The organism is Paracoccus spongiarum, from assembly GCF_030732095.1.
GTDB lineage: Bacteria > Pseudomonadota > Alphaproteobacteria > Rhodobacterales > Rhodobacteraceae > Paracoccus > Paracoccus spongiarum.
Genome location: NZ_JAVAMQ010000003.1, coordinates 111,565 through 137,890 on the forward strand (window position 1 = coordinate 111,565; position 26,326 = coordinate 137,890).

General features: G+C 65.1%; 25 protein-coding genes, 1 tRNA gene and 1 pseudogene. 6 read left to right on the forward strand and 21 right to left on the reverse strand.

Annotation, left to right across the window (positions count from 1 at the left end; all coding sequences use genetic code 11):
- Window positions 1-413 precede the first annotated feature (413 nt).
- From Q5Y72_RS04340 to Q5Y72_RS04410, 15 genes are all read right to left on the reverse strand, one after another.
- Window positions 414-2,969, reverse strand: coding sequence for a VapE domain-containing protein (locus tag Q5Y72_RS04340; RefSeq protein WP_305962174.1), 2,556 nt, complete (start codon window positions 2,967-2,969; stop codon window positions 414-416).
- Between the two features lie 9 nt (window positions 2,970-2,978).
- Entirely contained in the window at window positions 2,979-4,298 is a 1,320-nt protein-coding gene (locus Q5Y72_RS04345) for an ATP-dependent DNA helicase (protein WP_305962175.1), read from the reverse strand.
- On the reverse strand, window positions 4,295-5,044 hold the full coding sequence (locus Q5Y72_RS04350; RefSeq protein ID WP_305962176.1) for a hypothetical protein: 750 nt from the start codon (window positions 5,042-5,044) through the stop codon (window positions 4,295-4,297). The genes Q5Y72_RS04345 and Q5Y72_RS04350 overlap by 4 nt, the downstream gene beginning before the upstream one ends.
- Complete coding sequence (locus tag Q5Y72_RS04355; protein WP_305962177.1) at window positions 5,041-5,892, reverse strand: hypothetical protein; 852 nt, start codon at window positions 5,890-5,892, stop codon at window positions 5,041-5,043. Before Q5Y72_RS04355 ends, Q5Y72_RS04350 begins: the two co-directional genes overlap by 4 nt.
- Entirely contained in the window at window positions 5,889-6,098 is a 210-nt protein-coding gene (locus tag Q5Y72_RS04360) for a hypothetical protein (protein WP_216034541.1), read from the reverse strand. Before Q5Y72_RS04360 ends, Q5Y72_RS04355 begins: the two co-directional genes overlap by 4 nt.
- Window positions 6,099-6,108: 10 nt before the next feature.
- Window positions 6,109-6,336, reverse strand: coding sequence for a DUF6511 domain-containing protein (locus Q5Y72_RS04365; RefSeq protein ID WP_097031834.1), 228 nt, complete (start codon window positions 6,334-6,336; stop codon window positions 6,109-6,111).
- Window positions 6,337-6,476: 140 nt separating this feature from the next.
- Window positions 6,477-6,707: a hypothetical protein gene (locus tag Q5Y72_RS04370; RefSeq protein ID WP_305962178.1), complete on the reverse strand. Its 231-nt coding sequence runs from the start codon at window positions 6,705-6,707 to the stop codon at window positions 6,477-6,479.
- Window positions 6,708-6,789: 82 nt separating this feature from the next.
- A complete protein-coding gene (locus tag Q5Y72_RS04375; RefSeq protein ID WP_305962179.1) occupies window positions 6,790-7,536 on the reverse strand; it encodes a hypothetical protein in 747 nt (248 codons plus the stop codon).
- 19 nt (window positions 7,537-7,555) lie between these two features.
- A complete protein-coding gene (locus tag Q5Y72_RS04380) occupies window positions 7,556-8,413 on the reverse strand; it encodes an ATP-binding protein (RefSeq protein WP_305962180.1) in 858 nt (285 codons plus the stop codon).
- 101 nt (window positions 8,414-8,514) lie between these two features.
- Window positions 8,515-9,033 carry a hypothetical protein gene (locus tag Q5Y72_RS04385; protein ID WP_305962181.1) on the reverse strand — a complete coding sequence of 173 codons (519 nt, stop codon included), beginning with the start codon at window positions 9,031-9,033 and terminating at the stop codon, window positions 8,515-8,517.
- A complete protein-coding gene (locus Q5Y72_RS04390; protein WP_305962182.1) occupies window positions 9,033-9,326 on the reverse strand; it encodes a hypothetical protein in 294 nt (97 codons plus the stop codon). Before Q5Y72_RS04390 ends, Q5Y72_RS04385 begins: the two co-directional genes overlap by 1 nt.
- 98 nt (window positions 9,327-9,424) lie before the next feature.
- A complete protein-coding gene (locus tag Q5Y72_RS04395; RefSeq protein WP_083947703.1) occupies window positions 9,425-9,781 on the reverse strand; it encodes a hypothetical protein in 357 nt (118 codons plus the stop codon).
- A 13-nt stretch (window positions 9,782-9,794) separates the two neighbouring features.
- On the reverse strand, window positions 9,795-10,388 hold the full coding sequence (locus tag Q5Y72_RS04400) for a hypothetical protein (protein WP_305962183.1): 594 nt from the start codon (window positions 10,386-10,388) through the stop codon (window positions 9,795-9,797).
- A 117-nt stretch (window positions 10,389-10,505) separates the two neighbouring features.
- Window positions 10,506-11,501 carry a hypothetical protein gene (locus Q5Y72_RS04405; protein WP_263568449.1) on the reverse strand — a complete coding sequence of 332 codons (996 nt, stop codon included), beginning with the start codon at window positions 11,499-11,501 and terminating at the stop codon, window positions 10,506-10,508.
- Window positions 11,449-12,687 carry a hypothetical protein gene (locus Q5Y72_RS04410; protein WP_305962184.1) on the reverse strand — a complete coding sequence of 413 codons (1,239 nt, stop codon included), beginning with the start codon at window positions 12,685-12,687 and terminating at the stop codon, window positions 11,449-11,451. The genes Q5Y72_RS04405 and Q5Y72_RS04410 overlap by 53 nt, the downstream gene beginning before the upstream one ends.
- 454 nt (window positions 12,688-13,141) lie before the next feature.
- Here Q5Y72_RS04410 and Q5Y72_RS04415 point away from each other — a divergent pair, with 454 nt between their 5' ends.
- The 5 genes from Q5Y72_RS04415 (at window position 13,142) to Q5Y72_RS04435 (ending at window position 21,412) form a co-directional block, all read left to right on the forward strand.
- Window positions 13,142-13,597 (forward strand): DUF2924 domain-containing protein, encoded by a 456-nt coding sequence (locus tag Q5Y72_RS04415; protein WP_305962185.1) that lies wholly within the window; start codon window positions 13,142-13,144, stop codon window positions 13,595-13,597.
- Window positions 13,594-14,916, forward strand: coding sequence for a recombinase family protein (locus Q5Y72_RS04420; protein WP_305962186.1), 1,323 nt, complete (start codon window positions 13,594-13,596; stop codon window positions 14,914-14,916). Before Q5Y72_RS04415 ends, Q5Y72_RS04420 begins: the two co-directional genes overlap by 4 nt.
- Complete coding sequence (locus Q5Y72_RS04425) at window positions 14,913-15,308, forward strand: hypothetical protein (RefSeq protein ID WP_305962187.1); 396 nt, start codon at window positions 14,913-14,915, stop codon at window positions 15,306-15,308. Before Q5Y72_RS04420 ends, Q5Y72_RS04425 begins: the two co-directional genes overlap by 4 nt.
- A 73-nt stretch (window positions 15,309-15,381) precedes the next feature.
- Window positions 15,382-18,615, forward strand: coding sequence for a site-specific DNA-methyltransferase (locus Q5Y72_RS04430; RefSeq protein ID WP_305962188.1), 3,234 nt, complete (start codon window positions 15,382-15,384; stop codon window positions 18,613-18,615).
- Window positions 18,616-18,619: 4 nt separating this feature from the next.
- Window positions 18,620-21,412, forward strand: a complete 2,793-nt coding sequence (locus Q5Y72_RS04435; protein ID WP_305962189.1) for a BPTD_3080 family restriction endonuclease — start codon at window positions 18,620-18,622, stop codon at window positions 21,410-21,412.
- Window positions 21,413-21,458: 46 nt separating this feature from the next.
- On the opposite strand, the gene Q5Y72_RS04440 is transcribed toward Q5Y72_RS04435, so the two are convergent.
- From Q5Y72_RS04440 to phaC, 6 genes and pseudogenes are all read right to left on the reverse strand, one after another.
- Entirely contained in the window at window positions 21,459-21,845 is a 387-nt protein-coding gene (locus Q5Y72_RS04440; RefSeq protein WP_305962190.1) for a hypothetical protein, read from the reverse strand.
- Complete coding sequence (locus tag Q5Y72_RS04445) at window positions 21,842-22,105, reverse strand: DUF6429 family protein (RefSeq protein WP_305962191.1); 264 nt, start codon at window positions 22,103-22,105, stop codon at window positions 21,842-21,844. Before Q5Y72_RS04445 ends, Q5Y72_RS04440 begins: the two co-directional genes overlap by 4 nt.
- A gap of 350 nt (window positions 22,106-22,455) precedes the next feature.
- A tRNA-Ser gene (locus Q5Y72_RS04450) sits at window positions 22,456-22,545 on the reverse strand.
- A 270-nt stretch (window positions 22,546-22,815) separates the two neighbouring features.
- Window positions 22,816-23,253: pseudogene (gene phaR / locus Q5Y72_RS04455) on the reverse strand (polyhydroxyalkanoate synthesis repressor PhaR); the annotation flags it as partial.
- A gap of 204 nt (window positions 23,254-23,457) precedes the next feature.
- Window positions 23,458-23,916 carry a Phasin gene (locus Q5Y72_RS04460; RefSeq protein ID WP_305962193.1) on the reverse strand — a complete coding sequence of 153 codons (459 nt, stop codon included), beginning with the start codon at window positions 23,914-23,916 and terminating at the stop codon, window positions 23,458-23,460.
- 190 nt (window positions 23,917-24,106) lie between these two features.
- Window positions 24,107-25,945, reverse strand: a complete 1,839-nt coding sequence (gene phaC, locus Q5Y72_RS04465; RefSeq protein ID WP_305962194.1) for a class I poly(R)-hydroxyalkanoic acid synthase — start codon at window positions 25,943-25,945, stop codon at window positions 24,107-24,109.
- On the opposite strand from phaC, the gene Q5Y72_RS04470 reads away from it, so the two are divergent.
- Window positions 25,944-26,321: a hypothetical protein gene (locus Q5Y72_RS04470; RefSeq protein ID WP_305962195.1), complete on the forward strand. Its 378-nt coding sequence runs from the start codon at window positions 25,944-25,946 to the stop codon at window positions 26,319-26,321. The two genes, phaC and Q5Y72_RS04470, sit on opposite strands and share 2 nt — an antisense overlap.
- Window positions 26,322-26,326 lie beyond the last annotated feature (5 nt).

Sequence of the window (26,326 nt, forward strand, 5' to 3'; positions counted from 1 at the left end):
GGGCCTTCGGCTTTGGTCAAAAGCAGGGAACCATGCCATGCGCGCCCATTCAAGAAAAATGCGCCAGACGATGCTTCTGTCCCACCTGGTCTCGGGTTGTCCCACTTGCCGATCAAAGTGGGACGTCAGATTTTCCTTTCAAAACAAGGCGCGTCCCACCTGTCCCACTTGTCCCACCTTTTTCCCTACGTCGCATGAGGAAGAATGAGGTCGAGGGGGATGTATGTGCTCCATATGGGAAAGAGAGAAGTTGGCGGTCCAAGTGGGACAGGTAGGACAGGATTGATTTGAAATGGTTTTTTCTGTCCCACCTTGGACTTGAAGTGGGACAGGCCGCGAAGTGGGACAGCAGCAAAACGAAAAAGGGCACCCGGTTGGATGCCCCCTCGATGCCTGCCACGGCCATCGCGACGTCAGCCGCGCGGCGACCTGCGGTAACGCCATTCGCGGGTCGCACCCGCTCCGCTGCGGTATCGCTCCCAATCCCGCGACTTCAGCCAGGCCCCCACGCGCATCTGGTCGCCCTTGGTCCATTTCGCGGGCTCGATGCCGAGCGCGCCTTCGAGGATTTCGCCCACCGACACGTCGTGGATCGGCTCGGGACGTTCGAACTCTTCATCCTGCCAATCATCCCAGCCCGCATGGCCGCGATTGACGCTACGGGTGTCGTGGGTCAGCCAGCGGTCGATCCGCGCGTCCCAGGCATCCGCCTGGTAGCGTGCCTCCTGCGCGGCGACGGCTTCCGAAAGGATCGCCGGATCGTCGATCCACCAGATCGCGCCTTCGCGGAAGCGATGAACGGCTTCGGCCCAGAGTTGATCCCGGTCACGGGCGATTGCGGCGATGTCGATGCTGCCACAGCGTAGCGGCCAGAAGCGGCGATTGCCGGTTTCGTCGCGCAGATAGGTGTCGGGGTTCACAGTGCCCGCGAAGACGCATTGGCGTGGCACTTCAACGGTGTAACGGCCATAGGGCGGACGGAAGCGGTCGGTAGTGCGGGTCAGAAAGGCCTTGATGCGCGAGACCTCGGCCCGGCCGATGGCGTCGAGTTCGGCAATTTCCACGATCCAGACGCCCTGCATGTGAATGGCCGCGTCCTTGGACCCGAGCTCCGGCAACTCGTCGGTGAACCAGTCCTCACCCGCCAACACCTTGATGGCTGTCGATTTGCGCGCGCCCTGCGGCCCTTCGAGGATCAGCATGTGATCGGCCTTCACCCCGGGCCGGTAGATCCGGGCCACGGCCGAGATCAGCCAGAGCGCGCCGATGGTGTGATGGAAGGCAGTCGGCGCAGCGCCGAGATAGGTGCTTGTCCAGGTCTCGATCCGAGGCGTGCCATCCCATTTCAGGGTGTCGAGCCAGTCGCGAACCGGATGGATGCGCAGGTCGCGGGCCACCGCGCCGACACCACGGCCGACAACCATCGGGGCGACGTTCAGCCCGCGCAATTGCAGCCACTCGGCCGTGCGCACATCGTCGGCATCGTTCCAGGGGCGCGGAAAGCGGATGGCCGGGTCATCCCACGGCAGCGGCTGGCGCACCACGATACCTTGGGCGAACTCGTCGAAGGCCAGGAGCCCTGCGAAGACCGGATCCGAGGACAGGGCGATGATCACATTGGCCTCGTTGCGCTCAGGCGTGCCGGACAAATCCTGACAGAGCCGCCCGAACCAGGCAGGGCGCGCGATCCTGCCCTGCGGATCGCCTGTCGCATGCACGCGGCGGCGCAGTTCCGTCAACTGCTTGTCGAGGATCGACATGGAGATGCCGGTCGCGGTCTTGATCCGGGCGAGGATCTGGCGTTCGGGCAGCGGATCGAGCCGGGCAAGCGCAAGGCGGCCGAGAAGGCTGGAGAGCGCGGCGAGTTCGGGCGGGTTGGTCAGCGCCTCTGCGGCGGCAATCAGAGCGTCCGGATCGCCAGGCGTCGGAGCTGCAACGGTCGTCGACGTCTCAGGTCCGACCGGCTCGTCTGCCGAAATCTCCGGGCGATAGTGGGACGCACGCGCCCCGCGCATCAGATCGTCGTTGAAATCGTCGCCATGGAGCGGGACCACGATTTCGTTCGAAATGTCGGCCCGGTTCAGCCGATCCGACAGGGTCGCAGCGGCCTGACGACCTGCGTCGCCTGCATCGGCGTAGATCGTGACCCGTGTCGTGCCCGCCGGCCACTGAAACCGCGCGAGACCATCGGCAGAGAGCGCCGCCCAGACGGCGGTGCCGAACAGGGTATGCGCCGCTAGGGCGGTCTCGATGCCTTCGGCAATGCCGAGATGGCCGTCCGCAGGCATGGCGAACAGGCGCACGGCCGCATCCGCTACCGATCCCAGCATCTTCTTCCCGGCAGACGCCTTGGCGCTGCCGTCGTCGAGCAGGAAGGTCCGGTGAATACCCTGAGCGCGGGTGCCGTCTGCCAGGCGTGGCAATGCGATCAGGCCCGGCCAACCGCGTCGCGTGTCGAAATCCGGCAGATCGGGGTGAAACAACAGATCCGGGCATCCCGGATCGGCAACGCCGCGGATGCGGAGGTAGGTTTCGCCGGGCGTGCCAGCGAGCGGCTGTGCGCCGTCGATCAGTCGCGCAATCTCGCCGGTATGATCGGGCTTCGCGCGTGGCGCGTTTCGGGGCGCGGGATGATCCATCCCGGCAATCCGCGCCGCCTCGTCGAAGAGCGCGCCATCGCAGAGCCCGGTTGCCTGCGCGATCAGATCGATCGGCCCTGCGCTTTCGCCGGTGGCATAGTCGAAACCCCAGCCGGCATAGGGCCCATCAAGGTGGATGGTACAAGACCCCTCCTTGCGCGGCGGGCGGCCGGACAGGTCGGCACAGCGCAAGGAGCGACGGTCGCGCGCAAGGCGCGCCTCCGGAAATATACCGGGGAGCCAGTCGCCAGCGGTCGCGGCAAGCCTATCCTTCACGGCGGCCAGATCGTGTCTTGCCTTTGGCACGGTGACGTCGTTGAGATCGATCATCGCGCCCCCTCAGGCCAGAAGGACGAGGCCGCGTTCAGCGCGGGTGATAGCGGTATAGAGCCAGCGGCGGCGGTCGATCTCGCTGCGGCCCAGCCCATCGTCCCAGACGATTACATTCTCCCACTGCGAGCCTTGGGCCTTGTGGGCGGTGATCGCCCAGCCGAAGGTCGCCTCGGTCAGCTTGCGCTTTTCCCGCCAGTCGCGGTCATGGCGCTTGGCGTCGTAGGCAACGTGATCCTCGAAATGCCCCTTGTAGATGCGCAGCCGCCCGGGGCGGCCGTCGCTGTCGAAGGGGGAGACCCGGCGCCCGTCCTCGTCATGCACCACGGCCGAGAAATAGAGGCTGCCCTCGTCGATGATATCCTCGAGGGTCAGGAACATGCCGTTGATCAGGCCAAGCGAATTGTCGTTCTTCAGGCAGATGATCTTTTCCGCGGCGCCAGTGGGCAAATACGTTCCGCCATGGCCAGCCGCCGCGCGCATCGCATTGTTGATCTGCAACCGTGTCGCGTTAAGCCCGCAGATCAGCTGCCCGCCACGCAGCGCCTGTTCCGGCGAGATGTCGCCCTTGCGCATCTTGGCGACATGGGTGTCGTAGGCGCCAAACCCGATGGGTTCGCCCATCCGCGCCATGGTGGCGAGACGGATGATCGCGCTCTCAGTCGCCTGACGGTGGATCTCAGTCAGCATCACGTCCGGCGTATCGCGGGTGAAGGCGCCTTCGCCCTTGATGGGCGGCAACTGTCCAGGATCGCCCAGAACGAGGATCGGCTTGCCGAAACTCATCAAGTCGCGCGCCATCTCCTCGCCCACCATCGACACCTCGTCGAGGACGATCAGCCTTGCATCCGCCGCATCGCTCTGCGGGTTCAGGGCGAAACGGGGATGCTTCATCGCCGAGAGCGCCTGCCGCATGGCCTCGATCGCGGCCTCAGCCGTGGTGCGATCAAAGCCGGTGAGGCGCCGTGCGGCGGTCTCGGCCTCGCGGACCTTCTGCGCTGCGGCTTCGATTTCCGCTTCCGTGGCCTCGATCACAGAGTAGATCAGGCTGTGGATCGTGCGGGCGGGCGTGCCCTTGCGGGTCAGCACCAGCGCCGCCTTGCCGGTGAAGGTGGCGGTGACCACACCCGGCACGCAGGTGCCGTCCTTCGCGCCGCGATGGGGCGACAGGCCAAGCTCATCGAGCGCGAACTTCAACACCGTGCTCTTGCCTGACCCTGCATAGCCAAAGAGCCGGAACACCTGTTGCTGTTCGGTGCGGTTCTCGAACCAGTCGCGGACCTCGGCGATGGCGGCGGCCTGCGCCGCCGATGGGGTAAATTCCGTCATACCTGTCGCGCCTCCACCGCATAATCCTTGACCACCCCGCCGCGCGCGGGATCGCCCACTTCGCATTGGCGCACGAAGATGCACCGGCCGTCTGGCAACTGGCGCCAATGCCCTCGACGCAGATGCCAGCGCGGGCTGGCATGACTGCCACCGAGCCGCTCGGATGTGGCGCGAAGCCGGGCCGGATCGATGGCGACCTGATGCCACGTCCAGCCGCGCACACCATCCCGCGCGAAGGGTTTGCGCTTGACCGGGGCGATCTGGCGTTCGCTGATGCTCGCTGCCGATGCGAGGATCGCGAGCCCGCGCCAGACGATGGCCGCAGCCGCCTGACCGCTTTGTTCCGCCAACCCTTCATCGCGAAGCGCCGGATTGGTGGCGAATTCGGCGATGCCGCCATCGGCGATCCGGACATGGGCATGGATATCGGTCCAGCGTCTGGGGTTGCGCCACAGGGCGAGCCAGACCGCCTCGGTGCCGTCGTCGCGCTGACGTGCATAGACGATCTGGCTGCGGATGGTCCGACTGCGGTCGGCCAACTCAAAAATCGTCTCGGGGTGCGGCAACCGTTGCGGACCTGCCGCCAGGCGGCGGGCCAGCGCATCGACGTCGTCGGAATCGAACTGCGCCTGATCGGCGAAACGCCAGACCGGTGCAAATTCGAACCCTTCGAGCAGGTCCGGCAGCCAGAAGCGCGCGCGATGGGCGCGGACAATCCGCTTGAGATCATAGGCGTCGGGGATCATCGCCTGGGCTCCGCCCGTTCGCGGCTGAAACGCTCCACTGGAGCGTTTCCGGGACGCCGCTCACCCCAGCAGCTAGCCGCCCATGCGCAGGGCGCGTGCCACTTGCCAGCCGCCATGCCACCCCGGCAGACGACGGCCGTGGGTTCGGTCGCCGCCCGGGGCAACCATTCGCCCGCCTCGGACGCCTGCACGACCGTGACCGCGCGATCTGACATCTCCTGCGCCAGGCGGGCATCGAACGGCACCAATTCCGTGTGCAATTCCATCGTGTCGCGGTTCAGCGCGGTGAAGATCGCGGGGTTGGGCAGGTCCATATAGGCCTGATAGAGCGCGATCTGGGCGGCATAGACGGGGCGCGCGATGCTGACGCCGCGCTTGACCACATCCTTCCAGCTGGAGGCCCCGAGTGCCTTGTTTTCCCAGAGCGCGGGATAATCCATCGCCACGGGGCCGGAGACGAAGCAGCCGTCGATATGGCCCTTGAACCGGCCCGCCATGGTCGCGAAGCCGAACTGGCGGCCATCTGGGCGTTCGGTGCGCAGATCGAACCCGGCGATCCGGAACCAGCCCGCGACGATGTCCTCGGCCCGATGGCCAGCCTCGAAGATCCGCAGGATGCGCGGTTCGAACTCCTGGCCTTCGTCCTTGGGGACGGCGAGGTAGTCATACTGGATCTGGCGCAGGCAGTCGCGGCCGAGACCAGAGGAACTGACATAGGTGCGCGGGCGCTCGGCGCGATTGCGCGCCGTCAGGGCAGAATCGATGGCGGATGAAACGGCTGCTGCGATCGGTGGACGCGGCGCGTCCTCGCCATAGAGGCAACCAGAGCCATGGTTCAGGTCGATCATTGGTCGCGCTCCCAGAACCCGCCCGCCTGCGCGATGCAGGTCAGCTTGTGATGCTGGGCCTCGGTCAGCCGGGCGCGCGCGCCGAATGTCTCCAGCTTCTGGCGCAGGCTCTCGCAGAACTCGACCTCGAATTCGGTGATGGCGTTCGCCATCGCGGCGGCGAGAAGGTCGGTCCAGGGGGCGGTCTCATTGTTCAGATCGATCATGACGGCCCTCTCAGAACGGAATCGGATCGTCATGGGCGGTGCCGGTGCGCTCCTTGCGCGCGCCCTGCGCCAACATGCTGTCGACATAGCCGGTGACGGCCGCCTCGATCAGCCGGTCGATATCGGCGGCGGTGCGATGGAAGAAGGGCTCCATGAGCCCGAGGTCGGTCAGCGCTTCGGCAAAGAGCGCCCGCGCGTCGCGGATCGCCTGTGCCTCGCGGGCGGTCTTGTCGATCATGCCATTCATCCTTTGGGCGATTGCACTGCCCACGACCTGACAGCGGAGCGAGCAGAAGCGGTGATAGGGATAGCGATCATGCTGGAGGCGGTGGACGTAGCCGAAGCCGCGGGCCTCTCGGGCGCAGACGGCGCAAAGCGCTACCCCAGCAAGAAATTCGCGATCGGGTCTTCGGGCGGCCAGCCCGCCCTTTGAAGCTTTTCGGACTGCAGCACGATCCAGCGAGAGATCGCGTTGCTGGCCATGGCCTCGAGGTCGCCGAGGCCGAGGCTTGCGATAGGTTGGTGCAGTCTTCCTCGGGCCTCGAGCCATGTTCCGATCTCCAGCGCGGCGGCGCGCGTCACATGCGCCTGCCATTCGTCCGGGGTCATGGGCCGGTCGCCCGGCCCAGCCCCATCGGGCTCAGTGCTGCGTGATCGCACGGAACCACCCGACTGCCGCTTCCGCCGCACCTCAGCCATTGAGCCAGGCGGGCATTGCCGGGGTGCCCGGCGCGGCGGATGCCGGTGCCTGCGTCGCGGCAGCCGCTGCGGGTGCGGTCTGCGCGCCCCAGGCCGGAGCGGCCGTCGCATTGGGCTGCGGTGCCGCGCCCCATGCCGGCGTCGGCGCCTGCCAACCCGGCGCGGCGCTCGCGGCCTTGCGCGGCGGGGCGTTGACGGGTTCCGGCGGGACGGTTTCACCACGCATGACGGCCGTATGCTGCGGCTCGTCGGGCAGAACGACGTTGGCGATGCGGTTCTGGTCGCGGTATTGCGGGTTCGAGGCGGGCTCCACCATGATGCGGGCGGCAAAGACGATGCCGTCGAGATGCTTGAGCCCGGGAAGCACCCGCTTGGCCTTGGCGTCGGGGCTCTCGTCCCTGGGATCGAGCCCGAGAGCGCTGTCGACCATGGCCCGAAAGGTGGCTTTCGAGATCTTCCAGCCGATCGACTGGCCCTTTTCGTCGACCTTGCCGCCAGCCACGGTGAAGCTCTGCCAGAACTTGCGGCGGGCATGCGGGCCTTCGACCACGGTGAATTCGCAATCGAGCATCCGCGCATCGCTGGACTGCGAGGCCTTCAGCAGCCCCGCATCCATCGGCGTCGCACCGTTCACCCCGCCGGGGCGAATGGTCAGCCGCACCTTGGCGAAGGTGCCGTCGGGGATCAGTTCGCCGATGGGGGCCATCTGCGGCTGTGCGTCGTTCAGATCGTAGCTCATGGTCATGTCCTTTCAGGGATCAGGAAGCGAAAGCGGGTTGATGGGGGGCGCGACCATCGATCCGGGCGAGCAGCGCGCCGAGGTCGGGCGGTTCGGTCAGGTCGAGACGGCCGGAGCGGTCCTTGGCTGGAAGGCCCCAGGGATTGCCGGACTTGCAGACCAGGCGGCGGTCGGTGGCAGTCTCGTCCAGCACCCAGCCGCCTTCGGCATCACGGGCGAAAAGCTGCATCGAAACCACCTGGTCCACGATGCCGGGCAATTCCCGCCCGGCCTTGCTGCCTTCCATCTGCGGCTGCCAGGTGACGGCGCCGAAATCGTCGGTCACCTTTTCCAGCACGCCGACGAAGATCACGGTCTTGCCGCGTGCATGCTGGAGGTGCTTCAGCGCTTGGATCACCTCACGCCCCAGAAGCCCGTAGGCACCGCGGACATCCGGCTTGCCGGTCCGGTCCGAGAAGGCCTCGGGCTGCTGGCGGGCATAGGCCATCGCCTGCCGGGTCAGATCGGTGATCGAGTCGACAAAGACGATACGGCGCGCGGCGAGGAAGGCCTCGATGCCGCTGTCGCGATGCTGGGCCTGCAGCCACGCGTGCCGTTCGGTCCCGTACCAGGACTGCGGATGTTGCGCGGGGTCCGGCCCGCCGATCAGCACTGCCAGATCGCGGAAGTCGGTGAAGCTGCGCACCGGGATCGACGCGCCGCGCCAGTCCTGCACCGATTTCATGCCAGCCTCGAGGTCGAGGCAGACGGTTTCGTCGGCCGGGAGGGATTTCAGAAGCGTGGTCTTGCCCACGCCCGGTGGGCCGAAGATGGCGAGCGAGGTCTTGTTCTCGGCGGCCGAGAGGCGTTCGTCGGCGGTGATGATGCGGAAGGCCATGGGATTCTCCGAAGGATTGCAAGGGGCGCGGCGGCGGGGGTGACCGGGTGCCGAAGGGGAACCTGCCCGGCGTTGCCGCTCGGGCGTCCCGCCGCCGCGCGTCACCGGTCTCGGGTCTCGAGCCGGAACACGGGTTTGCCGGTGGTCTCGGACCGGGCGGCTGCGAAGCCTTCGCGCATGGCGTCGGGCCAGGCGCCGAAGCGGCGTTCGGGCACGCGATAGGCGATCTCGAGATACTGGGTCGGATCGTCGCCGGCCTCGCGGATCCGGGTTGCCATCGCGGCCAGCCGGTCCTGATCCCACGTGACCTTCTTCGGCAGGTCGGCGATCACCACCACGCCCGCATCCTCGACTCGCACCGTGCCCGAGGTCTTGCCTTGGGCGGAACGCTCGGCGTCGGTCGCGGAGCCATAACGCTGCGCCAGTGCCGCTTCGAAACGGTCCTTCAGACGCTTGACCCGCGCGGTCTCGGTCGCTGCTTCTTCCTGCAGCGCAAGAAGCAGCGCCGGCGGCATGTCGGCGATCTCGCCGAGGGACAGCCGGTCGAGATCGTCGAACTTCGGCATGTTACCGTCGCGCCCCTCGGTCGGCGCATCTGTGCTGGGGAACGGCATGGCCATCAGCGCCCCTCCCGTTTCAGGGCCGCATCCACGGCGCGGTCCGTGCCGAGAGCCCCGGCTTCGCGAGCCAGACGGTGGAGCTTCTCCAGCGCCGAGGATCGCTGGATGGCCGCGGACAGTTCGGCATTCGCGGCGACGATGGCGATGGCGATATCGTCGACACTCGCGGTCTCGACGGGCAGCGGATCGGTGGCATTGCCGGGACGCCAGGCGGCGGGGATCACCTCCGGCAGATCCTCAAGGCTGCGAAAAGCCTTGCGGAGGCGCGCAAGCGGGCCGTTGATCTCGGTCATGTCGTGGTCTCCGTTGAGGGATGGGGCCGAGTTTCCGGCCAGAAGGAAGTAGAGGGACGGCGGCAGCCGATCTCCGATCCAGGCAAGCGTGGCGCGCATCAGGCGGCCTCCTCTGTCGCGATGAGTTGGGAAAACGGGATCGGCGCATGGCGCGGCTTGGTCCGCGCGATGGCCAGATAGGCGAAGCGGTCGGGGCCGACCCGGACCTGCACCAGATGCACCAGCGCGGCCTCGAAGGCGCGGTGGGCGGCACTGGCCAGCGCCCCGAGCCTGCGGCGTTCCGGTTCCGGCAAGGTGGAAATCACCGCCGTGGTATCGATCCCGAGAAACCCGCGGTGATACTCGAGGCGGTCGCCCGGCATGGCTTGGCCGATCCAGGCGCAGAACTCGATGTCGGTGAGCGGCCGGGCCTTTGCGGGCGTGAATTCGGTGAGGGGCATGACGATCATCTCCATGTCGGTCCTCTACTCACGCTGCTTTCGAACCGTCCCACTCGGCCCCGATCCCGCGCATGGCGAGGTCGAGCCGCAGGCGGGCGATGTGACGGTAGAGGGCGGAGCGGGAGGTGCCGGTACGCTCGACGATCTCTGCGACAGCGCAGGTGCCAAGCGCCGCGCAAAGCCCGCGGGCCTCCTCGGGCAGGCCGCCCAGCACCCGGGCGAGATCGTGGATTGTGTCGGCGTCGTCCGTGGCGGAGCGGTCCTGCCCATGCCAGGCGGCCAGACCATCGGCTTCCGCCAGCAAACTGCCCAGCGGCTCGGTCGCGCCGGAAACGGGGGCGTCGAGCGAAAGCACCGTGCCGCCCTGCATCCTGCGCTGGCGGTGATGACGGATGGCAATGCGCGAGGACTGGTTGCGCAAGACGATGTTGGAGAAAGCGCCGATGCTGCCACGGCGGGCGTCGAAGCCGGGCAGTCGGCAGATCAGGTCGACCAGCAGGTCCTGGCGGAGATCGTCGAGATCGGCGGCGGGCAGCACCAGCTTGCGATGCAGGCGGCGCGCGGCAATGGCCGCCTCGTCGATCAGCGTGCCAAGGTCATTGGGGGAAATGGGAGGGAGCATCTGTTTCGATCCTGGTCGTTTGCGTTGACCAGTCGAAGATGCAACCTGCTGAAATTCTTTATCTCTCGGGCTTCTCCCGGAAACCTCCCGAAAATCTCCCGGTGCCGGAAAACGGGTCTAGGCGATGAACGCGATCCCGGAGGATGCAAGGTCGAGACGTGCGCCGACCTTGGACTTGCGATCGATGAACCCGTTGCTCGGGACCGCATCCAGCCGCTTGTTCTTCCGGAACGCATCGCGCAGCCGGTTGATGCAGCGATCGACCTGTTCGGGATTGCTTTCCCGCCCTGTGCTCGCCTGAAGCGTTGCCGCCAGTGCCTCCTTTGAAACCCAGCCCCCGGCGGCCATGGCCTCCTCTGCGAGCAGGGCGAAGGCGTCGAAGTCTCGCGGCTCGATGTCGATTTCGATGCCTTCGAAGATCACCCGGCGGCCGATACGGTCGATCTGGAGGCGCGCGTCCGGGGCCTGCTGTCCCGTGGGCACCCGAACCCGACCGAGATCGAGCGCGAAGGGGCGATCCGGGTCGTCGCGCAGCAGATCGAGGGCACGGGTGACCGTCAGGCGGAGGCCGTCGAGCTGGCGAGCGACCGCCGTCGGCAAGTCGCAATCGCCGAGACTGATCAGGGCAACAGGCGTTTCGCTGTCGATGGCGCCGCGCACATGGTCCACGATTTCTTGCGAGTTCTCCTCCCGCAGTCGCCGCACAAGGCAGATTTCGGCAGTTCGACCATGCTTTTCGTGGCGACCGAGCCGCCAAATCCTGGCCGAGATCGCAACCGGACCCGGCCCCTTCAGTCCCGACTGCTCGCGTATCGCGCGGCAGAGAGCGGCGATATCGATGTCGAAGGACTGGATATCCAGCGCGTCGTCGTAACGTTCGCACTCTCCGGTCTCTGGATCGACGACGATCAATTCATCGCCGACCACCTGAAAGACCGCAGTGCCATCGTCGCGTTGATCCTCGCGGTCCGCCAAGATTCCCAGATTGCGCAGCGATCGGACGAAGCGCGGATCATAGGGCTCTAGCTCTGCCGCACCGATGGCACGGATCGGATGACGATCACTCTGCCGCAGCAGCAGCCTGATCAGTTCTGCGGCGTTTGCGAATGTCATTGTTTTCCAGCATCTCGAGGATGAGCCGTTCGTGCGAGTGGTCGCGCATGCTGACTGTGCGCGGCGGCCGGATCGTAACCGGGACCACGATCTCGCTGCCGTCCACTTCAATGGTAACGTCGATCTTGGCATGCACGATCCGCACGTCAGCAACCTCGATCTCGGGGGCCAAATCCTTCAAGCGCCTGAGCGCATTCTCGGAATCGCCGAGCGCCAGAAACCACGGCGAGCGACGCAAGCGCCCCGTAGCGGTCAGTTGCGCCTCATCGATGCGCACTTCCCGCAAGGCGACATGCGTGATGTCGCCGTCGGGATCGAAGGTGAACCTGAACCTCTCGCCGTGTCGCTGCAGGGGACCGAGAGTGTAGAGTTCTTCTTTGGCCGAGGCCTCGAAAATGTCGCCATCTCCAAGGACATGGGCGCCGAAAAGCCTTACCAGCTTCTTGGCGTCGGTGGCGGACTTCGAGCCCACAGAGACCGCGCTCCTGCGTCGGTCATACTCGATGGTCGATTGCACGATCTCGCGGAATTTCAGCGTGTCCTCTGCCCCCTCCTGATCGACGTTCTTGGTCTCTGGCTTGGAGCCGTGCAGGATCAGCACGCGTAACAGATCGTCCTCTTCGAACCACCGCACATCGCAATAGTGACCGTTGTAGCGGCCTGCGAAGTGCAGCCGTGCCGATTCGGCGAAGCTGTCTTTTACCCCGGCATCGTGGTGGCGCAGTTCGACGTCCTCCCGTTCCGCGTCGCGTTCGAGCTTGGACGAATGGGCAAGAAATGCCGCTGCGCTGAGGGCGCGGTCGAAGATTGCACGGTGATCGAGCCAGGTGACCAGCGCCATGAAGCGCGGCGTGAAGCGCAGATCGTCAGCTGCCCCGTCGATACGACACGCCGACAGGACATCAATACCAGCCTCCGAGGCGATTTCCTGGATGATTCGTGCGCCGGCATCGGTCGACAGCGTCGAGATATTGTAGAGTGCGAATTGCAGCTTTGCCGGGAATCGCAGGTCAGCCCTGGCGAAGAGCGCGAAAATCGCCTCACGCCGCTTTCCCTCGTCCTCTGGGAGCCCATTCCAGTCGAAATCTATCTGGCCCAGATAGGGGCTCAGCAAACGATGAAGCAGTTCGAGGTCGACGGTGCGCGAGAACGCGCGATCGACGAAATTCTTGATCCTCTTGGCCATGTAATCTCCTCTCGCCCTGAAACCTTGTCGCTTGCGGTCGCAAACCGGTTTGCGCCTCCACGACCCGCTTAACGCTGGCGGAAAATGCATGACCGATTCACCGGGCGAAGGTGAAGCACTGTTCCGATTATGTTCTACCCGGCCGATCAACCATGAGTCGAGTCCCGCCTTTCGCGTAGCGGCTACCTATCCCAGCGGGACGTTGTCCGGTTTACCTGAGTAGAGGCAGGGCAAGCCACCACGGACTTGCTCGCATGAAACGCCCCAATCCCCTGCCACCCGAACAGATGGCGCCCACAGAACGCCGTGCCGAGTTGTGCGGTCTGCTTGCCCTCGGGATGGTGCGTTTGATGCAGCGAGAGCGGGGAGAACCTTCTGACGAAACTGGAGAAATTCGCCTACACTATCCGACCGACCGATGCCGTCATGCAACCCCGCACCCAACGGAGACAGCATGACGACTCACGACCCGATCCCCGCGCGCCTGGCCGCGCTGAAGACCGCCAGCACGCCCGACTTGAAGCAGCAGTGGCGCGACCTGTTCGACAGCGAACCGCCGCCGTTCAACCGGCGCTACCTCGAATCCCGCCTGGCCTACCGGATCCAGGAACTCGCCTATGGCGGGCTCACGCCCGAGACCGTCCGGCGGCTGGAACGGCTGGGCGAAGAACTGGACGGCGGCGACAAGAAGAAGCGCGGCATCCGCGCCGACCGCGACCGCCCCATCACGGGCACGCGCCTGCTGCGCGAGTGGCAGGGCGTCGAACAGATCGTCGCTGTCACCGCAGACGGCTTCGAGTGGCAGGGGCGGCCCTACAAGTCGTTGTCCGCCATCGCGCGGGCCATCACCGGCACGCGCTGGAACGGCTGGGTCTTCTTCGGGCTCAAGAACCACAGGGGGCGGACATGACTAAGCCGCCCGAAAAAACCAAGTCCGTCCGCAAGCTGCGCTGCGCGGTCTACACCCGGAAATCCTCCGAGGAAGGACTGGAGCAGGAGTTCAACAGCCTCCACGCCCAGCGGGAGGCCTGCGAGGCGTACATCGCCAGCCAGCGGTCTGAGGGCTGGGTGCTGGTCCGCGATCAGTATGACGACGGCGGCATCTCCGGCGGCACGCTGGAGCGACCGGGCCTTCAGCGGTTGATGGCAGACATTGAGGACGGGCTGGTCGACGTGGTCGTGGTCTACAAGATCGACCGCCTCAGCCGGTCCCTGGCCGACTTCGCCAAGCTGGTCGAGGTGTTCGACCGGAACGGCGTGACCTTCGTCTCGGTTACGCAGTCCTTCAACACCACCACGTCGATGGGGCGGCTGACGCTGAACATCCTGCTCTCCTTCGCCCAGTTCGAGCGCGAGGTGACGGCCGAGCGCATCCGCGACAAGGTCGCCGCGAGCCGCAAGAAGGGGATGTGGATGGGCGGCGTACCGCCCTTCGGCTATCGGGTGGAGAACCGCAAGCTGGTGGTGGACGAAGACAGCGCGACGCACGTGCGCTGGATCTTCGCCCGCTTCCTCGAGATCGGGTCGGGCACGGAGCTGGCGAGAGAGATCACGAAACGCGGCATCCGGACGCCGCGCGGCAACCGGATCGACAAGAAATACATCTACCGGATGCTGAGCAACCGGGCCTACATCGGCGAGGCGGTGCACAAGGGCGACAGCTACCCCGGCGAGCACGACGCCATCATCGACCGCGAGACGTGGGGCCGCGTCCACGCCATCCTGCAGGAGAGCCCGCGCAAGCGCGCCGCACGCACCCGCGCTGAGACGCCCGCACTGCTGAAGGGGCTGCTGTTCGGCCCGGAGGGCGCGGCCTTTTCGCCGACGCATACCCGCAAGGGCGGGCGGTTGTACCGCTACTATGTCAGCCAGACAGTGCTGAAGCATGGCGCTGGATCCTGCCCCATCGGCCGCGTGCCTGCGGGCGAGATCGAGGCCGCCGTCATCGAGCAGCTGCGCGCTGTGTTTCGGCAACCGGAGATCGTGGCAGGCACGTGGAGGGCGGCCCGCACACAAGACGGCGATGTCACCGAGGCCGATGCCCGCGCAGCACTTCAGCAGCTGGACCCGCTGTGGGACGAGCTTTTCCCCGCTGAACAGGCGCGCATCGTGACCCTGCTGGTCGAGCGGGTCGAGATCGGCACCGAAGGCCTGAGCGTCCGCCTGCGCATGGACGGGTTGGCCGGGCTGGCGCGCGAAATGGCCACAGATATTGGAGCAGCTGCATGACCCGCGCAACGCCGATCCCCGAGACCGTCACCATCCACGTCCCGTTCCGCCTCGTGAAGCGCGGCGGACGGAAGGAGATGGTGCTGCCCGCAGACACCGCCACGCAACCACAGCGGATGGACAACACGCTGGTCAAGGCGCTAGCCCGCGCCTTCCGCTGGAAGCGGATGCTGGAGTCGGGCGAGTTCGCGTCGATTTCCGAGCTGGCCGAGAAGGAAGGGATCGCCTTCACCTACATGGCGCGGCTGATGCGGTTGTCGCTCCTTTCCCCGGAACTCGTCGATGCCGTGATGGACGGCCGCCAGCCCGCGCATATTACGCTCGCCAATTTGATGGACCCGTTCCCGGCCGACTGGAAAGAGCAGCACGCGCTCTGGTCCGACGTTAACTGATTCCCGCGTGCAAAATGGCAACCGGCGCGATAGGTAATTTAAAACAAGACCTTTTCGTGAGTTCGCGCGCCGCATGTCCGACATTTCCGACCTGATCCTGACCCTTTCGCCCGAAGACGGTTCCACCATCGGTAACGGGGCCATGTTGGCACTGCTGCGCGAGCACATGCCCGAACTTGCCGAGGACGACTACATCGCCGCGCGCGATTCTCTGATCGACGAGGGCGTGCTGGGGCGTGGCAAGGGGCGTGGCGGGTCGATCTTCCGCGTTACCGACGATCTGGGCGATGAGGATGACGACCTGGACGAGGATGAGGGCGACGAGGACGACGGGTTTGAACTGACCCACACCGAAGAGGCCGCGCCGCGAAAGCCGCGGGCCAAGGCCGGAAAGAAGGCTGCGCGCAGGCCGGACGGGCCGGTGCAGGTGCTGTCCTACCGCCACGGCGAGACGCGGGTGAACAACCCCGAGGTGGGCATGGTCCATGCCGGCACCGATCCGGATGGCGACAAGACAGTCTGGGCCTATGACCCGCATCTCGACCCGGTGCTGAACTTCGACTCGGCGCGCGCGGGGATCGAACAGCTGATCGACGACGCGCTGGCCTCGGGCGATCCCGAGCGGATGAAGGACGCGCTGCAGGAGCTGAAGCGGCTGCAGGCGCCCTATCTGCACTGGACGGGCAAGGCGGAGCGGACCAGCGTCGAGGTCGATACCGTCTCGCTCCATGTCCATGAACGGGTGGACCCGGCGACGATCCTCGCCAATGCGGCCAAGCGGCTGAAGGGCAAGGATTCCGCAACGCAATGGCGGCAGCCGGACCTGTTCGCGGCGCCGTTCGAGAACCTGCCGCTGCGCCAGGCGCTGGATTTCTACCACCACGAAAAGGGTTGGTCGAACCGGCTGGTGGCGGGGGACAGCCTCTTGGTGATGAACTCGCTTTTGACCAAGGAGAGCATGGGCGGCAAGGTTCAGATGATCTACATCGACCCGCCCTATGGCATCAAATACGGGTCGAACTTCCAGCCCTTCACGAACAAGCGCGACGTGAAGGACCGCTCGGACGACGACCTGACCCAGGAACCCGAGATGATCAAGGCGTTCCGGGACACCTGGGAACTCGGCATCCACTCCTACCTCACCTATCTGCGCGACCGTCTGATGCTGGCGCGGGAATTGCTGACCGAGAGCGGGTCGGTGTTCGTGCAGATTTCGGATGAGAACTTGCACCATGTGACTGAGTTGCTGTCCGAGATCTTCGGATCGCAGAACTTCGTCAGCCTCATCACGTTCAAGAAAACGACGGGTTCGACAGCGAACTTGCTGCCCGGCGTCTCCGACTATCTCATCTGGTTCGCAAAAGACAAAGGCCGCCTGAAATACAATCAATTGTATTTCCAGAAGGAGGCAGGTGGCCTTGGAGGTTCGGCATATGGTCGAATTGAACTGTCAAGTCGAGAACGGCGCTCGCTTTCCAAGAAGGAAAAACTCGATCCGACGAGTATTCCCGAAGGTTCGCGGATTTATCGTGTCGATAACCTCACAAGCCAGAGCCCCGGCACGCGATATGATGTCGCGTATGAGGGCGAAAGTTTCTATCCCAAGGGATATTGGAAAACCGACCAAGCCTTCATGCCGCGCGTGGTGAAATCCAAGCGCGCGCAGAGTTCCGGCGCAAACCTCTATTATGTTCGGTTCATAGAAGATTTTCCCGTCTTTCCGGTTACGGACAATTGGGATGACACCACGATTGCCGGCTTTGCTTCTGACAAACAGTATGTCGTCGAGACCTCGATCAAGGTCATCGAACGCTGCCTCCTGATGACCACCGATCCCGGCGATCTGGTGCTCGATCCGACCTGCGGCTCCGGCACCACTGCCTTCGTCGCCGAAAAATGGGGACGGCGCTGGATCACCTGCGACACCAGCCGCGTGGCGATCACGCTGGCCAAGCAGCGGCTGATGACGGCCAGTTTCGACTATTACGCGCTGCGCTACAGCCAAGAGGGGCTGGGCGGCGGCTTCGACTATGAAACCGTGCCGCATATCACGCTGAAAAGCATCGCCAACAACCCCGACATCGACACGATCTATGACGAGGACCACCCGAAGATCACGGCGGCGCTGGAGGGCCTCAACGCCGCGCTGACGGTCGCCCCGCCAAAGCCGCTCAATCCCGCGCAGGGCGTGCGCAAGGGCAAGCCGGTGGACTTCGCCAAGGGCGACACCCTGCACGAATGGGAGGTGCCCTTCGACTGGCCCGACGATTGGCCCAAGGCGACCCGCACGCCCTTTGACGCTTTCCACACCGCCCGTCAGGCGATGCAGCGCCGCATGGACCAAAGCATCGCCGACCATGCCGAGCAGGAGACGCTCTACGACAAGCCGCGCATCGACCGCTCCAAGCTGCGCATCTGCGGGCCCTTCTCGGTCGAGGCGGTGCCGGCGCCGACTGTCCTGTCGCTCGACGACAGCATCCCACCGCAAGAGGCCAACGAGAGCGTCGCCCGCTCCGGCGAGACCTCGCGCCAGGCGTTGTGGCGCGACGAACTCCTGAAGACCGGCGTGCGCGGCAAGGGCGGCGCCATGCTGCGCTTCGCCGAGTTCGAGACTCTGCCGGGGCTGAAGCACATCCATGCCAGCGGGTCGCTGGCCGAGACGGGCGAGCGCGTCGTCGTCAGCTTCGGCCCCGAGCACGCGGCGCTGGAGCAACGGCAGGTGGAACTGGCGCTGACCGAGGCCGAGACCCTGCGCCCGTCGCCCAAGTTCATCCTGTTCTGCGCCTTCACCTTCGATCCCGAGGCCGCAAAAGACATCGACGAGGTGAACTGGCCCGGCGTGACGCTGCTCAAGGCCCAGATGAACACCGACCTTCTGACCGAAGATCTGAAGAAGGGCCGCAGCTCGAACCAGTCCTTCTGGCTGATGGGCCAGCCCGATGTGGATCTGCGCAAGCGCAAGGACGGGATGTGGGAGGTTCAGGTCAACGGCTTCGACTATTTCGATCCGCGCAAGGGCGATCTGGTCTCTGGCGGCACCAAGCAGATCGCCATGTGGTCGCTGGACGTGGATTACGACAACCGATCCCTGATGCCGCATCAGGTGTTCTTCCCGATGGCGGATGCCAAGGGCGGCTGGAACCGCCTGCGCAAGACCGTGCGGGCAGAGCTGGACGAGGACCTGCTGGAGCAGTTCCACGGCACCGTCTCGCTGCCCTTCGAGGCGGGCGAGAACCGGCGCATCGCGGTCAAGATCGTGGACGACCGCGGGATCGAGTCGCTCAAGATCATGTCGCTGGAGGGATAAGCCCATGTCCCTCATCATCAATTCGCCCTTCGTCTGTCCGGCGCAGCATTGGGTCGAGGCCAAGGGCGGCAAGCTGGAGATCAAGTCTGAACGGCGGCCGGCGAGCTACGAGGTCTTTGACGCGCGCAACAACACCAAGCGCACCGAGGTGCTGGACCTGGTGAACACGATCCGCACCCGCGTGGATCAGTGGCGCGACGACGGTTGGCCCGGCGTGACCATCGTTACCCGCAAGCTGTTGGAGCACTGGCACGACCGCGAGGCGCGGCAGCATCCGTTCTACTTCTGCCAGCTTGAGGCCATCGAGACGCTGATCTGGTGGGTCGAGGGCGCCGAAGCCTACAAGCAGGGCATCGCGATCCCCGGCGATGGCGGCGTCTGGGAGCGGCTCTGCAACAAGATGGCGACGGGCGCAGGCAAGACCACGGTGATGGCGATGATCATCACCTGGCAGGTGCTGAACGCGTTGACCTATCCGAAGCGAAACAAGGATTTCAGCCGGGCCGTGTTCATCGTGGCCCCCGGCCTGACCGTGAAGGAACGGCTGCAGGTGCTGCTGCCCAGCGAGGGCAGCTATTACGACGAGTTCAACCTTTGCCCGTCCGAGGCGCTCCGCCAGAAGCTGAACCAGGCCGAGGTGCTGATCGAGAACTGGCACACGCTGATGCCGCTGAAGGAAGCGGACCGCTCGGTGGTGAAGAAAGGGCGCGAGTCCGACGAGGCCTTCACGCGGCGCGTGCTGGGCAAGCTGGCGGCGCACAAGGACATCATCGTCATCAACGACGAGGCGCACCACGCCTACCGCAAGCCGCCCGAGGTGAAGATCAGCAAGAAGCATGCCGAAGAACATGGCATCGACTTGGATGAAGCGACGCGCTGGATCGAGGGGCTCGACCGCATCCACAAGACCCGGCGCATCCAGCGCTGCTTCGACCTGTCGGCAACACCCTTCGCGCCGACCGGCAAGAAGAGCACCGATACGGCGCTGTTCGACTGGATCATCTCGGATTTCGGCTTGAACGACGCGATCGAGGCCGGGCTGGTCAAGACGCCGCGCGTCGTGGTCCGCGACGATGCTGTCCCGGACGCCAAGACATTGCGCTCGAAACTCTACCACATCTACCGCGACCCGACCGTTTCCGAAGACCTGAACCGCAAGGCCGAAGCGTATGAGGCGCTGCCAAAACTGGTCCAGGACGCCTATACGCTGCTCGGCGCCGACTGGCGGGAAACCCGGGCGCAATGGCAGGAGGCCGGGCATCATTCGCCGCCGGTCATGCTGACGGTCTGCAATCGCACTGAAACCGCAGCCCGCATCGAGACCTATTTCAACAAGGGCGATGCGCATTGGCCCGAATTGCACGCACCGACCCGAACGCTCCGGGTCGATTCCAAGGTGCTGGAGAAAGCTGAGATCGGCGAGACCGCGACCTCCGACAAGGATTACGAGGCACGGCTGAAGGCAATCATCGACGCTGCGACCATCCCCGAGACCCGCCGCCAGCAATTCCGCTCGCTGAAGAAAGAAGAACTGCTGCGGGAGATCGTGGACAACGTCGGGAAGCGAGGAGCGGCCGGACAGGATCTACAGAACGTCATATCGGTTGCGATGCTGTCGGAGGGATGGGACGCCAAGAACGTTACGCACATCATGGGTCTCCGGGCCTTCACATCCCAGCTGCTCTGCGAACAGGTTGTTGGGCGCGGATTGCGTCGGGTGTCCTATGACACGGACGAGAATGGTCTGTTCCTGCCCGAATACGTCAATGTCTTCGGCGTGCCGCTTTCCATCTCGGAAACAGGCGAAGGCGGGGAGGCTCCGCCGCCTCCCAAGCCGACCACCCAGATCGAAGTCCTACCCGAGCGGGCTCATCTGGAACTTCGATGGCCGAACGTGCTGCGGGTTGAAACGGTCGTGAGACCGCAGCTGACCATGGACTGGGGCAAGGTAGCGCCGCTCGTGCTCGACCCTGCCAGCACGCCGATCAGCGCGGAACTGGCTCCGGCGCTCGGGGGCGCGACCGATATGGGCAAGGTGACAGCCATCGACCTCGAGAAGCTGCCAGACGGCTTCCGTCTGCAACGTCTTGTCTTTCAGGCAGCACGAAAGGCCTTCGCCGAACTCAGCCACGGTTTCTCGGGTAGCCACGAGTATCTCGCGGCGCAGCTGGTCAGGATCGTCGAGGCGTTCCTAAACTCCGACCGCCTCGACATCCCGTCGCTGTTCCACTCCGACCCGCTTCGGCGGCGGATTCTGATCGCGCTCAACATCGACCTTGTCGTTCAGCATGTGTTGAGCAACGTCACCGAGCAGAACACGGAACGCCTGACGCCGGTCTTCGACGAGGAAAATCCCATCGGCGCCACCGGCCAGATGCGGACCTGGTACACCACCAAGCCCTGCTTTCCGACCACCAAGTCGCATATCAGCCATCTCGTCGGGGATTCGTCCTGGGAGGGACATGCCGCCAACATTTTCGAGAAGCGCGAAGACGTCATCGCCTATGCCAAGAACGATCATCTCGGCTTCCAGATCTATTACATGTGGGCCGGTTCACGACGCCGCTATGTTCCTGATTTCCTCGTGCGCCTTGCCAGCGGCACCATTCTGGCGCTTGAGATCAAGGGCACCGATAGCCCTCAGAACAAGGCCAAACGGGACGCGTTGAACGAGTGGGTGAAGGCGGTCAACGCGGCGGGCGGCTTCGGCCACTGGGCATGGGATGTCGCGTTCAAGCCCGCGGAAATTCAGGACATTGTCACGAAGCACTCAGCCGTTGTCGAACCTGTTGCATAATGGGATCCGGCGACCAACCGTCGATGCCTGACCTGACCGCGAATTGCTATCTCGGCGGTTTGGCTTCCCCGCCGGCGATAGTCGCAAGAAAGGCCTCATCCAGCTTCGGTTCGTCCCATCGTCCGGCAACGGCAAGCCAACGGTCGAGGTGGTCTCGAAACTCCGCGTCGTCAGCCTTGAGGTGAAAGGTGTAGAGCCGGTCGACGATCTGTCGCATCAGGTTTCGCATCTCGTCGTCGTCGAGATGGGACGCGTCAGACCATGGAATCTGGCGGCCGTCGGCATCGGTGATGAACACGTCCGAATAGTCGCCCTTGTGGGTGACCGGAACGGTCCCGGCGTGCAAGTCCTCGATCCCCGTGTTGCGCACACAGATCATCGCCATCAGCTTCGCCAGCCGGGCGGCGATGCGCTCCTCGTCGGCCGGTTTCATCGTTCCGACCTCTTTGAATCGTCCGACTGCTTCACGAACAATTCGGCGAGAGCCGCCTCCGCTCGGGCCAGTCCGACTTCCGTTAGGGCCAGCGATTTCGCCTTGCCGATGGGATCGTGGATCAGCCCCTTGGCGTGCAGCCGGTCGGTGATCGACCAGTCGATCCCTTTCCAGACGCGATTGCCGTCATGCAGCGTCAGGCTGAGGATCGCCAGCGCCGCGTCGTCGAGCTTATCGGTGTCGAGGTCCGGTTCCGCCATGTATGGCCTCCTTCACCGACAGGATGCCGTCGTCTCCGGAAATTCTCAATCGCGGAAGGGGCTTGCGAGGCTGCAGGGAAAAAGAACGGTTGGATTTCTGTTCCTTTCCACAAACGCCACTGGCATCGAAGTGTTCAGGTGGTGCGAGGAACTGACCCTATATTTTCAAATGGTTACGGGCTCTACACCGAATGCGCGTAGTCGAGAGGTCCGGAGAATATCGGGCTCAAGAGAGCGTGTCCGGCTGCTGTGGCAAGGACGTCAGTGCAAAGCCCCACCCGCATAACCCTCGAAAACAACGAAAAAATCCGGCCGCAGCCGGATGGGGAGAACGCTTTCGCAGAGGCAAGTGGCGGAGCGAGAGGGATTCGAACCCTCGAGACGGTTGCCCGCCTACACACTTTCCAGGCGTGCGCCTTCGACCACTCGGCCACCGCTCCGACGGCGCGGGTCTAGCCTGCGCGCCGGGCGGGCGCAAGTCAGAGGTTGGAAATTCGCTTCTGCAGGTCGGCGAGCTGGCGCCGGATCTCGGCCATGTCCTGTTCGTCCGAGGCGCCGTCATCGGCTGCAGGGGCGGATGGCGCCGCGTCTGATGCAGCTGCCCGTGGCTTGCGGGTGGGGCTGGCGGCGCCGGAGGGGGCAGGGGGCGTGTCGCCCTGGCCCGCCTCGGGATTGATGTCGTCGGGTTCCGGCCCCGAGGCGCCGCCGCGCCAGCCGCCCATCATCGCCTTCATGAAGATCTTCTGCTGGCGCTGCATGGCGTCGAAGCCGGGCATCGCGGCCATCGGGTTCGACATCGAGGCCATGTTCTCCATCAGCTTCGACTGGCCCTCGCGCAGCATCTCGAAGCTGGCGGCGAGGAATTGCGGCACGACCGATTGCGCGCTGGTGGTATAGCTGCGCACGAGGTCGGTCAGCACGTCGAGGGGCAAAACGTTCTCGCCCCGCCCTTCATGCTCGGCGATGATCTGAAGCAGGTATTGGCGGGTCAGGTCGTCGCCGGATTTCAGGTCGACGATCTTCACCTCGCGCCCCTGGCGGATGAAGGTGGCGATATCCTCCAGCGTCACGTAGTCGCTGGTCTCGGTGTTATAGAGCCGCCGGCTGGCATAACGCTTGATCAGCAGCGGCGTGGCTGTAGCGGCCATCGGCGGGCCCTCTCGCAATGTCGTTGGCCCATGATGGGTGCAGCATCACGAAAAGGCAAAGAAAATTTCCGCGTCTTTCGGTTTCGCGCCCCCGCGTCGCGATCGGCGGCAGCGGCCCTGCCGGCCGTCACGGCGCGGTGCCGCGCATGAAAAAAGGGGGGTGGTCGCCCACCCCCCTCCGATCGATCCGTCAGCCGGGCGCGATTATTTCGCGGCGGTGGTGGCGGCAGTGGCTTTCTTCACGGCAGCCTGCGTTTCGCGGGTCGCCTTTTCGGCGGCTTTCTGCACGTCGGCCGACATGTCCTTGCCAGCGGTCAGCATCAGATCGACGGTGTCCATCTGCACTTTCTTGGCGACTTCGGCGAAGGCGGCCATGTGCTCGGCGGCGACTTCGGCCGAGGCCGAGGCGTAGTCGGTCATCGCCTTGGCGTAGTCAGCCGGCTCTTCCTTGACGACGGCCAGCTCGCCCAGGCGCGAGATGCTGTCCTTGGCCCACTGGGCCGAGATCTCGGTCGAACGCTCGGCGGCGGTCAGGGCGACCTTGGCCAGACGCTCGGTCAGCGCGGTTTGCGACTTGACGGCTTCCTGGAACGACGAGGTGTCGATCGGGAAGTTGGCCATCATGTCCTGCAGGGTCTTGGTGAAATCGGGGGTCTTTGCCATGTCAGTTCTCCTATTGCCGCAGCGGTCGGGGTCTGGTCATGTCAGATGCCGCTGCAATTCCTGTCGTGAGGGCAATATGCATGCTGCGGCGCGGCATTTCAAGGGCAATTGCTGCGATGCAGCATAAATTTTTGCTCCCTCCACAAGATCTCGCCTAAGTGCTTGTGAAGGTTGAACCCGCGCGCCGCCGTCAACCCGCGCGTTCATGGACATAGCTGCCCGGCGCCGGCAGGACTTCGCTGTCCGGGGCACGGGCCGGCACCATCACGCCGGCCCGTTCGGCCAACCAGGCGCCCCAGAGCGGCCACCAGCTGTCCTGGTCGAAGCCGGATGATTCGCGCCACGCCTCGTGGCCGTGGTCGAAATCCCTGCCGCCTGCGTAATGGCCATATTTTCGCCTGCCGGGCGGATTGACGATGCCGGCGATGTGGCCCGACTGCGACAGGATGAAGGTCTTGTCGCGCGCCCCCATCTGCGCCACCCCCCGCCAGCAATCCTGCCAGGGCGCGATGTGGTCGTTCTCGCAGGCCACCGCGCACAGCGGCACCTGCACATCGCCCAGCGTCAGCCGGTGCCCCATCAGGTCGAAGCCGTCGCCGGCAAAGCGGTTCTGCTGGCACAAACCGCGAAGATATTGCAGCGCCATGCGGCCCGGCAGGTTGGTGGCGTCGCCGTTCCAGTAGAGCAGGTCGAAGGCGGGCGGCGTCTCGCCCAGCATGTAGCTGCGGATCGCGGGTCCCCAGACAAGGTCGTTGGCGCGCAGGAAGCTCATGGTGCGCGACATCAGCTGGGCGCGCAGCAGCCCGTGGCGTTCGACCTCGTCGGCGATGCCGTTCACGAAATCGTCCTGAAGATAGGTCGTGAACTCGCCCTGATCCGAAAAGTCGGTCAGCGTGGTGAACAGCGTCGCGCAATTCACCCGATCGTCGCCGCGCTGCTGCAGCAGGGCCAGTGTCAGGGCCAGCGTCGTGCCCGCGATGCAGTATCCGACCACGTTCAGCCGAGGCTGGCCGGTCAGCGACCGCACCCGGTCCATCGCGTCCAGATAGGCGCCGACATAATCCTCCATCCCGATATCGGCAAAGCTGGCATCCGGGTTCTTCCAGCTGACGATGAACAGCGTGTGGCCCTGTTCCAAGAGCCAGCGGATCAGGCTGTTCTGCGGTTTCAGGTCGAGGATGTAGAACTTGTTGATCCAGGGGGGGAAGATCAGCAGCGGCAGCGCGTGGACCTGATCGGTCAGCGGCCTGTACTGGATCAGCTCGTAAAGCGGCGCGCGGTGGACGACGCTGCCTTCGCTGGTGCCGATGTTCTCGCCGACGGTGAAGGCCTCGCGGTCGGCCAGCGACACGACCATCTCGCCGCCACTCTGCTCGACATCGCGGACGAGGTTCTCCAGCCCGCGCACGAGGCTTTCGCCCTCGGTCTGCACGGCCCGCTCCAGCGCGTCGGGGTTGGTGGCGAGGAAGTTCGTGGGTGCCATCATATCGACCAACTGGCGGGTCATCCAGTCCACGCGCCTGCGCGCGACCTCATCGGGCAGGTCAAGGTCGCGGGCGGCGGTCTCGAGTGCGCGGGCGTTGATGAGATACTGGTTCTTCACGAAGTTGAAATAGGGGTGGCTCTGCCACAGCGGGTTCTTGAACCGCTTGTCACCGGGCGCATCGTCCTCGGGCGCGGTCAGCTTGCCGCGGGCAAGTGCCATCTGCGCGCGGGTATAGTGCTGCAGCGTCTCGCCCCAGTAGCTGACCTGCCGCTCGATGACCCGGGCCGGCTGGTCGGCCAGCGTCTTCATCCAGGCGCTGGCGGTGGTCATCAGCAGTTCCGGCCCCGGCGCCTCGACGCCGGGATTGGGCATCGCGCGGTCGGTCAGGGCCGCGACCAAGCGGCTGCTCAGCGCCTCGATCCGCTCGATATTCTCCACAAGGCGGCGCGCCGCGGGGCCGCCCCCGGCCTCGGCAAGGCGGTCGAGGTCGGGTCCTTGCGCCGCGCTGGCGTCGCTGGCCGCCGTCGAGGCCGCGCGGGACATGGCATCCTTGCGCTGCAGCGTGGGCGCGGCCGGCGCGGCATCGGGCTGCGGCCGGGCCGGCGCGGGCGGCGACGGCTTGCGGGTCTTCGGCTTCTTCTGCGGCGCAGCGGGGGCTTTTTCCAGCGCGGGTTTGGCGGCCGCCGCACGTGGCGCGGGTGTGGCACGCGGGGCTGCGGCGGCGGCCTTCGCAGAGGGCTTTGCGGCCGCGGTCCGGGCCTTGCCTTCCGCCTTGGCGGCGGCCGGCTTTGCGGCCGCGCTTGCCGGCTTGCGCGAGGCTTTTGCAGGTTTTCCGCTTGTTGCCTTTTGGTCATGCTGCGGCGCAATATTCGTGCCGGACTGTTTCGACTTGCTTGCCATGACCGGATTTCCCCCCTAACAACA